This window comes from Salinisphaera dokdonensis CL-ES53, from assembly GCF_040361215.1.
Lineage (GTDB): Bacteria > Pseudomonadota > Gammaproteobacteria > Nevskiales > Salinisphaeraceae > Salinisphaera > Salinisphaera dokdonensis.
Map to the genome: position 1 here is coordinate 1 of NZ_APND01000007.1, position 12,079 is coordinate 12,079.

12 protein-coding genes are annotated in these 12,079 nt (G+C 63.1%); 5 read left to right on the forward strand and 7 right to left on the reverse strand.

The genetic code is table 11. The features are described 5' to 3' along the window. The first annotated feature begins 378 nt into the window (after positions 1 to 378). The 4 genes from htpG (at position 379) to SADO_RS16495 (ending at position 4,126) form a co-directional block, all read left to right on the forward strand. Entirely contained in the window at positions 379 to 2,334 is a 1,956-nt protein-coding gene (gene htpG / locus SADO_RS16480) for a molecular chaperone HtpG (protein ID WP_353113401.1), read from the forward strand. 124 nt (positions 2,335 to 2,458) lie between these two features. Continuing rightward, positions 2,459 to 3,034 carry a hypothetical protein gene (locus SADO_RS16485; protein ID WP_353113403.1) on the forward strand — a complete coding sequence of 192 codons (576 nt, stop codon included), beginning with the start codon at positions 2,459 to 2,461 and terminating at the stop codon, positions 3,032 to 3,034. Positions 3,035 to 3,040: 6 nt separating this feature from the next. Beyond that, positions 3,041 to 3,535, forward strand: a complete 495-nt coding sequence (locus SADO_RS16490; RefSeq protein ID WP_353113405.1) for a DUF2489 domain-containing protein — start codon at positions 3,041 to 3,043, stop codon at positions 3,533 to 3,535. Between the two features lie 105 nt (positions 3,536 to 3,640). Beyond that, positions 3,641 to 4,126, forward strand: coding sequence for a hypothetical protein (locus tag SADO_RS16495; RefSeq protein WP_353113407.1), 486 nt, complete (start codon positions 3,641 to 3,643; stop codon positions 4,124 to 4,126). Between the two features lie 905 nt (positions 4,127 to 5,031). Here SADO_RS16495 and ggt read toward each other — a convergent pair. From ggt to SADO_RS16520, 5 genes are all read right to left on the reverse strand, one after another. Beyond that, a complete protein-coding gene (ggt, locus tag SADO_RS16500) occupies positions 5,032 to 6,789 on the reverse strand; it encodes a gamma-glutamyltransferase (protein ID WP_353113409.1) in 1,758 nt (585 codons plus the stop codon). Between the two features lie 90 nt (positions 6,790 to 6,879). Beyond that, on the reverse strand, positions 6,880 to 7,374 hold the full coding sequence (gene coaD / locus SADO_RS16505) for a pantetheine-phosphate adenylyltransferase (RefSeq protein WP_353113411.1): 495 nt from the start codon (positions 7,372 to 7,374) through the stop codon (positions 6,880 to 6,882). Positions 7,375 to 7,494: 120 nt separating this feature from the next. Then, positions 7,495 to 8,136 (reverse strand): 16S rRNA (guanine(966)-N(2))-methyltransferase RsmD, encoded by a 642-nt coding sequence (rsmD, locus tag SADO_RS16510; RefSeq protein ID WP_353113413.1) that lies wholly within the window; start codon positions 8,134 to 8,136, stop codon positions 7,495 to 7,497. 26 nt (positions 8,137 to 8,162) lie between these two features. Beyond that, entirely contained in the window at positions 8,163 to 9,629 is a 1,467-nt protein-coding gene (gene tldD, locus SADO_RS16515; RefSeq protein WP_353113415.1) for a metalloprotease TldD, read from the reverse strand. Between the two features lie 24 nt (positions 9,630 to 9,653). Beyond that, positions 9,654 to 9,998 carry a GNAT family N-acetyltransferase gene (locus SADO_RS16520; RefSeq protein ID WP_353113417.1) on the reverse strand — a complete coding sequence of 115 codons (345 nt, stop codon included), beginning with the start codon at positions 9,996 to 9,998 and terminating at the stop codon, positions 9,654 to 9,656. Between the two features lie 55 nt (positions 9,999 to 10,053). Between SADO_RS16520 and SADO_RS16525 the strand changes: the two genes are divergently transcribed. Further along, positions 10,054 to 10,185: a hypothetical protein gene (locus tag SADO_RS16525; protein WP_353113419.1), complete on the forward strand. Its 132-nt coding sequence runs from the start codon at positions 10,054 to 10,056 to the stop codon at positions 10,183 to 10,185. Positions 10,186 to 10,188: 3 nt separating this feature from the next. Here SADO_RS16525 and SADO_RS16530 read toward each other — a convergent pair whose 3' ends face one another. Next, on the reverse strand, positions 10,189 to 11,163 hold the full coding sequence (locus tag SADO_RS16530; RefSeq protein WP_353113421.1) for a quinone oxidoreductase family protein: 975 nt from the start codon (positions 11,161 to 11,163) through the stop codon (positions 10,189 to 10,191). Positions 11,164 to 11,186: 23 nt separating this feature from the next. Next, entirely contained in the window at positions 11,187 to 12,050 is an 864-nt protein-coding gene (locus SADO_RS16535) for a carbon-nitrogen hydrolase family protein (RefSeq protein WP_353113423.1), read from the reverse strand. Positions 12,051 to 12,079: the final 29 nt, after the last annotated feature.

Consider the following 12,079-nt stretch of genomic DNA (forward strand, 5'->3'; position numbering starts at 1 on the left):
CTTTCTTTTGGACAAGCAAAAGAAAGTGAGTCGCACAGCAGTGCGAAACCAAAGGTCCTATGAACTCGTGAGTGCCGAAAGACTCGCGGCCCAAAGCCAGCCATTCCTGATTCGTCCACCGAGCACGCCCTAACGATTGGCCTCCGGTGTTTGGCACCAAGCCAATAGAGTCCTGAAAAAACGAAGAGCCCAGTTATCGTCTTGCTGACCGTCGTGCTTGCGAGAATCCGCGTTGACCGATGGTCGGACTCGCAGAGCGAAACATCGACTCCGCCGCCCAGCGAAACTTGAAAACACCAGCCCCAGACCGCATTACGCAGCCAAAGGGTGGCGAGGGCGCCACAGGTCATCTACCCAATCGACAACCGAAGACGAGCCATGAGCGAGAACGAAGCGAATACCGAGAATCAGGGGCAGGCCAGCGCAGGCGCAAATGCCGAACGGCGCGGTTTTCAGGCCGAGGTCAAGCAGCTGCTGCAGCTGATGATCCATTCCATGTACTCGAACAAGGAAGTCTTTGCGCGCGAGCTGATCTCGAATGCCTCCGACGCGCTCGACACCCTGCGTTTCGAGGGCTTGAAGAACGACGCCCTCTTCGAGGACGAGCCGGAACTCAAGATCTGGATCGACTACGACAAGGAAGCGCGTACCGTCACCATCGGTGACAACGGTATCGGCATGACCCGAGACCAGGTCATCGACCGCATCGGCACCATCGCCAAGTCCGGCACCCGGGCCTTCCTCGACTCGCTCTCGGGCGACGAGAAGAAGGACGCCCATCTCATCGGCCAGTTCGGCGTCGGCTTCTACTCGGCCTTCATTGTGGCCGACCAGGTCGTGGTCGATACGCGCCGTGGCGGCGAGTCCACCGGCGTGCGTTGGATTTCGGACGGCGGCGGCGAGTACACGCTGGAAGAGGTCGAAAAAGCCAAGCGTGGCACCGAAGTTACGCTGCACCTGCGCGAAGGCGAGGACGAGTTCCTCGACGACTATCGCCTACGTCATCTCGTGCGCACCTATTCGGACCACATCGCCTTCCCGATCAAGATGCGCGAGCAGCTGTCGGAAGAAGACGAGAAAGAGGGCAAAGGAGCCGGCTGGGAACAGGTCAACCGCGGCGCGCCACTTTGGACCCAGTCCAAGTCGGAAATCTCCGATGAGGACTATGCCGAGTTCTACAAGCACGCCTGCCACGACTACGAAGATCCGCTGACCTGGACCCACAACAAGGTCGAAGGCTCGCAGGAATACACCTCGCTGCTCTACGTGCCCAAGCGCGCGCCCTACGACATGTTCGATCCGCAGGGCAAGCAGCACGGCGTGAAGCTCTACGTGCAGCGCGTGTTCATCATGGACGACGCCGAGAAGCTCATGCCGCGCTACATGCGCTTCGTGAAGGGCGTGATCGATTCCAACGATCTGCCGCTGAACGTCTCGCGCGAGATTCTTCAGTCCAACAAGCTGCTCGACAAGATCCGCGCCGGCTCGGTGAAGAAGGTGCTCGGCCTGCTCGAGTCCATGGCCCGCGACGACGACGAGCCCGAGAAGTACAAGACCTTCTGGAACGAGTTCGGTCAGGTGCTCAAGGAAGGCATCGTCGAGGACAACGAGAACCGGGACAAGATCGCCAAGCTCCTGCGTTTCAAGACGACCACCGATCAGGACGCCGATCCGGGCGTGTCGCTGGACGAGTACATCGCCCGCATGAAGGACGGGCAAGAAAAGATCTACTACATCACCGCGGACACGCTGGCCGAGGCCAAGCACAGCCCGCATCTCGAGATCTTCAAGAAGAAGGACATCGAGGTGCTGCTGCTCACCGACCGCGTGGACGAGTGGGTCATGGCGCACCTGACCGAGTACGAAGGCAAGGAATTCGCCTCGGTCGCCAAGGGCGCGCTGGATCTCGGCGAGGCCGAGACCGAGGAAGAGAAGGCCGAGCAGAAGAAGCTCGAGGAAGAGTCCAAGGATCTGGTCGAGCGCGTGAAGACCGCACTCGGCGAGCGGGTCAACGAGGTGCGCGTCACCCACCGTCTGACCGATTCGCCGGCCTGTCTCGTCGCTGACGAGAACGGCATATCCGGCCATCTCGAGCGCATCCTCAAGGAAGCCGGCCAGGCGATGCCGAACCAGGCGCCACATCTGGAGATCAACCCGACCCATCCGCTGGTCGACAAGCTGGCCTCCGAACAGGGCGAGGAAGAATTCGAAGCCTTCTCGCAGCTGCTGTTCGAACAGGCCGTGCTGGCCGAAGGCGGTGAACTGGATGATCCGGCCACTTTCGTGCGCCGTATGAACCAGATGCTGCTGGCCGTCTCCAAGGGCGCGGCCTAACCCGCACCCATGGCGGCGCCCATCGCGTCGTTGCCTATGCGGCCCGTTCGCTCGAGCGGGCCGCTGCAGGCATAGTGCTTCATACAGGCAATGTCGCGGGATGGGGCAACGACGAGATGACAATATGAATAAAAACCAATGGACCTACGCCGCGTTCGGCTTGTTGGCGCTCTGCGTCGCACCGTTCGCGATGGCTGCGCTGAGCGTGTCGATCGGCGGCACCACGCTGGAACTTGGTGCGACACGCGCCGATACGCTGGCCATCGCCAACGCCCACTTCAATATCGTGCCGGCCCAAGTGGACGGCCAGTACATGCTGTTTCCGAAGAAGGGGCCGGTGATCGTCGGGCGTGATACCTACGGCAAGCCCGTGGGCACCATCACGATCCGCGACAACCAGCTGACGCGTGTCAGCCGCAATCTCGGCTCGTTCCGCAGTGAAGACGGCGAAGTCGCTATAGAGCGGCTCATCTCGGCCTTCTCGCGGGCGCCGAACGATGGCGACACCCCCGCGGTGCGTACCGATACCGGTCAAAGCGGCGATGCGAGCACCTCGCGGGTGTATTTCAGCTATCCGGATCGCGCGATCCAGATCGTACTTTTCCGCCCGACCAATCGGGCCGGGCTGGCGACCATCGATATCACCGAGCAGTACGCCCTGCGTCCGGGTAACGGCAATGGCCGTGAGGGGCGCCGCTAACCCGTGATGATGCTTCTCGGAACGCTCGCCACGATTATCGTACTGGCGCTGGCCGGCTATGCGGGCTGGCTTTGGTGGCGCCTGTTGAACCAAAAGAAAGTCCGCGAGGCGCATAACGCCGGTGTGCTGGCTGAAACCGAGGCGGACCTGTCACGCAGTATCGCCATCATCTCGGACAGCCTGCTGACCGGCGAGCTGAATCTCTCCGAAGGCGCGATCCGTCTCAAGGTGCTGCTTGACCACTGGTATGCGCCGGGCAACGGGCAGGACGACTACCCGGCGATCTACAGCCTGTTTCTTTCCACCTCGACTATGCCGCGCGGCGAAGAACGCGACCAATGGCCGAAGGCTGAGATTCGGCGGTTGGATCGGGAGCGGGAGATGTTGGAAGTCGCCGCGAAGGACTCAGTGCTTGATGAAGCGGCACGGCTGCGGGAGCGTTTTGGCGTGCCCGAGGGGCGTGAAGGGTTGGTGACTTCGCGGCCGGTGGATACGGTTTAGCGCACGAAAGCGCTTGGATTGGCAGATAAGGCCATCAGGAGAAATGCCAAAGCTCTGTTTGGCGGGTCTCAGGATCCTTAGCGATTCATCGGCGGAGAATCCACCATGATCGATCAGGACACGTTCGTTAAAGATTTAGTTGGCGAGGATGAGTTGGGCGTCGTTATTCGCGCTCATATACACATCGAGGCGTGGCTTAACGAAGTTCTAAGTCAGCTCGTTGTTGATATGGAGTATCTGGAGAAAGCTCAGCTCGAGTATCACCAACGAGTTAATCTGGCTATAGCGCTTGGCTTAAAAGAGCAGCATAGAAGCCCTCTTTTAGCATTCGGGAAGTTACGGAACGCATTTGCTCATAATGTAGGTCAAAAGCTCACGAAAGATCGCGTCGATAACTTGTATAAATCACTCTCACCTGAGGATAAGGTGATAGCCCATCGTGTTTATGAGAGCACAAGAAGCGAGCTTGACACTGGTGGGGAATATCGGTCGCTTCGCGAGCTTGATCCCAAAGATCAGTTCGTACTTTGGGCCACGGCGCTACACGGTATGCTTCGTGCAGCGGTAAAACAGCTTCGGGGCGACGTGTAGTTACTCTCGGTAAGTCCATAGTAGTGAACGCCTAAAATCCGCTGCGGGCATGACTCCCTGTGCTGCAGTGCTCGCTAATATAGACAAGTTCGCTATCGCTCGCTCAAGGCTCGTTTCGCTCTTCGTATATCGGGTCAGGCTTTGGGCGTGGTTCGCCTTCTTCGTGAGTGCCGAAAAATTCGCGGCTTGAATCCGCGAGTCCTAGATTAGTTCCTTGGGTGAATTTTGACTTGGGGTTTCGCACTGCTGTGCGAGTGTCTTTTATTTGCTTGTCCAAATAAAAGTCACCAAAACAAAAGACACCCCGCCTTGCGTCGGCGCTACGCGCCGATGCCCTGCGCTGCTCGCCCGACCGGGCGCAGCCGGAACTCGCTAACGCTCAAACATCCGGCTGCTTCATCCCGGCCGGCCTCCGCTGCTCGGCGCTACGCCTAAGGGGCCCCAATACAGACAAGCTCGCTGTCGCTCGCTCAAGGTCGCGCTCTTCGCGTCGGATTAGGCAGCTGCCTAATCCGACGAAAACGGAGTCGCGAGCTGAATTTCGGCTCGGCAGGTTCAGTGGTTTTCGCTTTTGGTGTGGTGTCTGTATTCGGGCCCCGTTGCACGCCGACGGAGACGCGCAGCGGTGAAGGGTGTCCGGCGCACTGCGCCGGTGCGGCCAGCTGTTTGAGGATCGCCAAAGCGATCCGAGTTCTGGCCGCATCCCTTTGCCGCGAGCATCGGAGTGCACCGGCGTAGCCGGCGCCGTGCCCGGGTGTCTTTTTGTTTGCTTACTTTCTTTTGGACAAGCAAAAGAAAGTGAGTCGCACAGCAGTGCGAAACAAAAGGTGCTTCGAACTCGTAAGTGCCGAAAGCCTCGTGGCTTGAAGCTTTCGGGCTTTATCTCTTATCTCGATGGCGTCCTTTTACTCGGAAGCCGTAACCTCGCCATCACGCGACTCGTGCTCGCAGATCGGCGCCTGCTGGCCGACCGCCGCACAGCCGATGCCGCGCGGATCGGATGCAGCGTCCATCGTCGCCTCAGCCTTGTTCCAGATAACGGCATGCATGTCGCCGTAGTGGCGATTCACCTTCTCGAACTTGTGACCGAGTTTCTTCAGGCCGGCCAAAGTTTCCGCGGAGAGCGCGCCCGGTTCGTACTCGACGTGATCGGGCAGGTACTGGTGGTGATAGCGCGGCGTGCCCACCACGCTTGCGGCATCGCCGCCGTGAGCAAAGTCGAGTATGCCAAGCAGCACCATGGTGATGATACGGCTGCCGCCGGGCGTACCGAGAGCGATCTCGCGATCTTCGCCCACCACGAACGTTGGTGACATGCTCGACAGCGGCCGTTTGCCGGGGGCGATGGCGTTGGCTTCGCTGCCAACCAAGCCATAGCCGTTGGGTGTAAGCGGCTTGGCCGAGAAGTCATCCATCTCGTCGTTGAGAAACACGCCGGTGCCGGCCGCGACCATGCCCGAGCCGAACGGGAAGTTCACCGACAGCGTGGCGGACACCCGGTTGCCTTCGGCGTCGATCACCGAGAAATGCGTGGTGTGGCGACCGTTGGCGTGGTCGGCGGTCACGCCAGCGATTTCGTCGCTGCGCGTGGCCCGATCTGTCCGAATGCCCACGCGCAGGCCGGCGGCGTAGTTCTTGTCGGTCAGCCGTTCGATCGGCATGTCGACGAAGTCCGGATCGCCCAGGTACACGGCCCGATCGCGGTAGGCGCGGCGCATGGCCTCGATGGTGACGTGGCGGCGCTGCACGTCGTCGAGCGCGCCCCAGTCGAAGCCTTCGAGGATATTGAGCGCCTCGACCAGTACCGGCCCGCCGGACGAGGGCGGCGCGGCGGAGATGATCTCGTATTCGCCGCTGGGTGTGCGATAGGTGCCACGGATCGGCTCGCGTTCGACGATGTCGTAGTCGAGCAAGTCCTGACGGGTCCAGATGCCGCCGGCGCTGCGTACGGCCTCGACCAGCTGACGGGCGATATCGCCATCGTAGAACCCGTCGCGGCCTTTGTCGGCGAGTGCCTGCAGGGTGTTCGCAAGATCGGGTTGCTTGAGGACTTCGCCCGGTACCAGCGGTTCGCCATCCTCATCCAGAATTAGCTTGGCGCTTGCGGGATGCTTGGCGAGCGTTTTCTTGCGGTACTGCGCGAGCTGATGCATGTGGTTGTTGATGCGGAAGCCGTCGCGCGCGAGACGGATGGCCGGCGCCAGCGTGGTGGCCAGATCGAGCGTTCCGTATCTCTCGGCGATATGCACCAGCGCCGCGGGTTCGCCGGGGATGCCGGCGGCAAGCGCGCCGTTTCGCGACAGGTCCTGGACGAAGTTGCCCTTATCGTCGAGGTACATCTCGCGGGTGGCGGCACCGGGCGCTTCCTCGCGGCCATCGATCATCACGTCCCGATCTTCGCGGGCGTCGTGCAGCAGCCAGAAGCCGCCGCCCCCAAGACCCGAACCCTGCGGTTCGACCACAGCCAGAGCCGCAGTGACCGCCACGGCGGCATCGAAGGCGTTGCCGCCGGCTTCCAGCGCGGCGATACCGGCGGCGGTGGCCGCCGGGTGCGCGCTGGCGACTGCCGGTGCGGGCGGGGTGTCGTCCGCAGCATGTGCGACGTTTAGCGGCAAAAACGAGACGAGCGCCGCGCAGGCGATTAACCGGAGCCGGGCAGGCATGGGCAGTACCGAAAAAACGTGAGACGGATCATCACGATACCGCCTCGAATCGTTGCGCTCCAGCGCCGAGTTTAGCGCTGGAGGGATTCTTCAGCCGCCGGTCTTTTCGTGCAGCTTGTCGGCGACCAGGCTGGGCACGAGCCCGCTGATGCGGCCGTCCAAGAATGCGATCTCGCGCACTAGGGTCGACGAGATATGCGCGTACTCGGGAGAGGGCGCGAGGAAGATGGTGTCCACCTCGGGCGCCAAGTGTCGGTTCATCACCGCCATCTGTTTCTCGTATTCGTAGTCGCCGACGCCGCGTACGCCACGCACCAACACGCGCACTTCGTTCTTGCGTGCGAAATCCACGATCAGACCGGTGACCGGCATCACGATCACGTTGTCGACATCCGCCAGCACCTGCTTGGCGAGTTCGCAGCGTTCCTCGTGATCGAAGATCGATTTCTTGCTGGCGTTGCTGGCCACGGCCACGATCAGTTCGCTGAACATGCCGGCCGCCCGGCGGATCACGTCGGCATGGCCGTTGGTGATCGGATCGAACGTGCCCGTATACGCCGCGCGTACTTTCTTGCCGTCGGTCATGCGCTTGCTGCTCCTGCGATCCTGAGTCCGGGCGGTGTCATGGACGTCGTCAGTATCTGTGCCAAACGCACATCGCTCTCCTTGATTCTTGTCAGGCGCGCGGCAAGCGCTGCGTAACTCTTATGGGGTCTGAGGTTGGCGCTCATCTTCGCCGTCGCCGCTCGGCTCTGCAAGGCAGTAGCCGACTTGTCCCGCGCGCTTTTCGCGCAGAATGCGGGCCCGTCCGGCCAGTAGCGATTCGATCGTGGCCTGGTCCGCGGCCGGATATTCCAGATAGACGCGCGCATTCGGGGCCAGCGCGGCGAAGATCGCATCCAGCGCCGCGCCGTGTAGATGGCCGGCAAAGGGCGGGTCGATGAATACTATTTCGGGGGCAATTCGAGACCCCGACGTGCCGAGCGGCGTGCACAGCGCATCCCCTTGTGTAAGCGTGGCGCGCTCGCCGGCGCCGAGGGTATCCAGGGTGCGCCGGATGGAGGCGATGGCCTCGCGGTCGCTGTCGATGAACTGCACATGGGCCGCCCCGCGCGACAGGGCCTCGATACCGAGTGCGCCGGTGCCGGCGAACAGGTCGAGACAGCGCGCACCTTCGATGCGCGGCGCCAGCCAGTTGAACAGGGTTTCGCGCACCCGGTCCGGCGTCGGGCGCAGGCCTTCGGCGATCGTCACGGGCAGGCGCCGGCCGCGCCATTCGCCGCCGATGATGCGAATCGTGCTTTCGACGCCGCGCGGGCGGCGGCGTGCCGGGTTACGACGGCCCATCGATCGACCTGCTCGCGTGGCGCTGGCTAACCCTGCTGGGTGCCGCCGACGGTGATCGAATCCACCTTAAGGGTGGGCTGGCCGACGCCGACCGGCACGCTCTGGCCGTTCTTGCCGCAGACGCCGATACCTTCGTCCAGCGCCATGTCGTTGCCGACCATGGAGATGCGTTCGAGCACTTCGGGGCCGTTGCCGATCAGCGTTGCGCCTTTCACCGGTGCGCCGATCTTGCCGTTTTCGATGCGGTAGGCCTCGTCGGCCGAGAACACGAAGTTGCCGGACGTGATATCCACCGAGCCGCCGGAGAAGTTCACCGCGTAGATGCCGTTGTCGACGGAGCCGATGATATCGCCTGGTTCGCTGTGACCGGGCCGCATATAGGTATTGGTCATGCGCGGCATGATCGTATGCGCATAGGACTCGCGGCGCGCGTTGCCGGTGGGCTGCATGCCCATCAAGCGTGCGTTCTGCTTGTCCTGCATATAGCCGACCAGGCGCCCATTCTCGATCAAGGTGTTGCAGGCCGCGGGGCTGCCTTCGTCATCGATGGCCAGCGAGCCACGGCGGCCGTCGAGCGTGCCGTCGTCCACGATCGTGCACAGGTCGGAGGCGACCTTTTCGCCGATACGCCCGGAATAATTGGACGAGCCGCGACGGTTGAAGTCGCCTTCCAGGCCGTGGCCCACGGCTTCGTGCAGGAGCACGCCGGGCCAGCCGGCGCCGAGCACCACCGGCAGGCTGCCGGCCGGCGCGGGTTCGGCGTGCAGGCGTACGAGCGCGCGGCGTACGGCCTCGCGGGCATAGCCGGCCACGCGATCAATGGCCTGCCCCTTGGCCGAGCTGAAATAGTCGTAGCCCATGCGTGCGCCGCCGCCGGCACTGGCGGATTCGCGCATGCCGTTTTCCTCGACCTGCACCATCACGTTAACCCGCACGAGCGGGCGCACGTCGCCTGCGAGCGTGCCGTCGGAGGCGGCCACCAGCATGGTGTCGGACGAGCCGGCCAGCGACACGGTCACGCGTACAACGCGATCGTCGGCGTCGCGCGCGATCTTGTCGGCGTGGTGGAGCAGGGCGACCTTGGCGTCGGCGTCCAGCGTGGCGGCCGGATCGATCGGCGCATAGCGGGTCAGCCCGGCGCCGTCGCGGCGGGTCAGCGCATTGGCGGTCGCGCTTTTGCCCTCGCGGGCAATGGCGGAAGCGACCCGGGAGGCCTGCGTCAGTGCCGGGAATGCGAGTTCGTCGGCATAGGCAAAGCCGGTCTGTTCGCCGGCGAGCGCGCGCACGCCCACGCCTTGCGAGGTCGAAGCCCCGGCGCTGCGCACCACGCCGTCCTCAAGCATCCAGGATTCGTTCTTGAGAATCTGGAAGTACAGATCGGCGTAGTCGACGCCCGGCACCATGAGCGCGCCCAGCGTGGATTGCAGCTGCGACGCGTCGATGCCGGCGGTGCCGAGCAGGGTATCGGAAGCGATGTCGATGGCATTGTTCATGCCGTCAGGTTAACACCGAGCGCCTCATGGGCGGAGCGGCTTGACCATATAGACCCGCCGGTATCCGGCTTCGCAGCGGCGCGCGACTTCGATATAGCCGAGTCGCCCGTACAGGGCGATGTTCTCTGTCATCTTTTCTTTTGTATAGAGCGCGATATGGTCATGACCGCGTGCCCGAGCCTGGTTTTCGGCGAACTCGATCAGAAGCCGGCCGATGCCTTGACCCTGGCAGTCCGGCGCGACCGCGAGGTTGTTGAGCATGAAACCGGCATCGCTGTCGGAGAGCACGACCAGGCCGGCGATGGCTGCGCCATGCGCGGCCACGTACACGCTGCCATCGGCGACGGCCTGCTCGTAGTCGACAAGCACCGGCGCCGGCGCGCGGCCCAGTCTTTCGATATAGCCCTGATACGTGGATTACACGATGGCGGCCACGCTCGATGCGTCGGCCGCCATGGCGTTTCTAATCCTGATCTCGGGTGAATGCGTCATGATCGGCTCCAACCCTAATGCTGCGGTGGTTTGTGAACCGGGCCGCAGCGTCTCGACACGCTAGGACTCAGAGCGTGAGGATCGTCGAGCCGGTGGTCTCCCGGTTGGCCAACGCTTCCTGTGCTTTCCCGGCTTCTTCGAGACCGAAACGCTGGCCGATATTGATCTTCACCTCGCCCGATTCGAGCACGGCAAAGAAGTCGTCGCACATCATCTCGAAGCGCTCGCGCGTGTCGGCGTAGCCGCCGAGACTCGGGCGGGTGACGAACAGCGAGCCGCCCTTGTTGAGTTCAACCAGGTTCACACCCTCGACCGGACCGGAGGCATTGCCGAAGCTCACCATCAGCCCGCGCTTGGACAGACAGGCCAGCGAATCGCTCCAGGTGTCCTTGCCGACCGAATCGTAGACGACCGGCACGCCGGCACCGTCGGTGAGTTCGAGTACGCGCTCGGGCACGGATTCGCGGGTGTAGTCGATCGTCATCCAGGCGCCGTTGCGTTGGGCGATGGAGGCCTTGTCCTCGTTCGATACTGTGCCGATCACATGCGCGCCCAGCGCATGCGCCCACTGGCAAGCGATCGAGCCGACACCGCCGGCGGCCGCATGGAACAGAATCGTGTCGCCTTCGCCGATCGCATAGGTCTGGCGAATCAGGTACTGGACCGTGAGGCCCTTGAGCATGCCGCCAGCGGCCGTTTCGAAATCGATCGCCTCGGGCAGGGCGATCGCCTTCTCCGCATCCATGGTGATGAAATCGGCATAGGCGCCGAGCGGGCCCTGGGCGTAGGCCACGCGATCGCCTTCGGCGAAATCGTCGACGCCGTCACCGACTGCATCGACCACACCTGCGCCCTCTGTGCCCAGACCGCTGGGCAGGTTGGCGGGATAGAGCCCGCTGCGGATATAGATATCGATGAAGTTGAGGCCGACCGCCCGATTGGCGATACGGATCTCGCCGGGGCCGGGATCACGCGGGGTGACGTCGGCGACTTCGAGTACCTCGGGGCCGCCGGTCTGGGCGAACTGGATCTGTCGGGCCATGGGATTTTCTCCGTGGGCAGAAACTAGAACAGACGCCGGTGCGTCAGGCAGGGAAAGCCTTCACGCAGGGTCTGGATACGCTTGCGATCGAGCGTGGCGATCACGACCTCGTTGGCATCGGACGTGGCCTCGGCCTGGACCTGGCCCCAGCTGTCCACTATCAGACTGTGGCCATAGGTCTGCCGCCCGCTTGCATGATGACCGGACTGGTTCGGCGCGATCAGCGTGGCCAGGTTCTCGATTGCGCGGGCGCGGGTCAGCACGTGCCAGTGGGCGCTACCGGTGGTATGGGTGAATGCCGACGGCGCGACGATGATCTCCGCGCCCGCCGCCGACAGGGCGCGATAGAGTTCGGGAAAGCGCAGGTCGTAGCACACGCTCAGGCCGAGCATGCCGAAGGGTGTGTCGATGACCAGCGGTTCCGGCAGACCGGGCACGAACGTCGCCGACTCGCGATAGGCCTCGGCCGAGTCCGGCACGCCGACATCGAACAGATGGATCTTGTCGTAACGGGCGACGCGCTCGCCGCTGTCGTTGTAGACACAGCAGGCCGCATACACGCGATCCGGCTCGTGGCTGGCGATGGGAATCGTGCCGGCCACGATCCACAGGCCGTAGTCGCGCGCGGCGCGGGCCAGGAAATCCTGGATCGGCGTCGCGGCGTCGGCGGCCTCGGGCGTGGTGGCATCGGGTTCGGCAACGCCGAGCTTGTCGGTCTCGCGGGCGCCCATGAGCGCAAAATTCTCGGGCAGCACCGCAAGTGTCGCGCCGCGCTTGGCGGCATCCGCGAGCAGGTCGTCGGCGCGCGCGAGATTGGGCGCGACCTCGCCCAGCGAATTCATCTGAATGGCGGCAATCAGGGGATTGTTGGAGTCGGCGGCTGTCATGGGTTGTCCGAATGCGATGGTGTAACGGT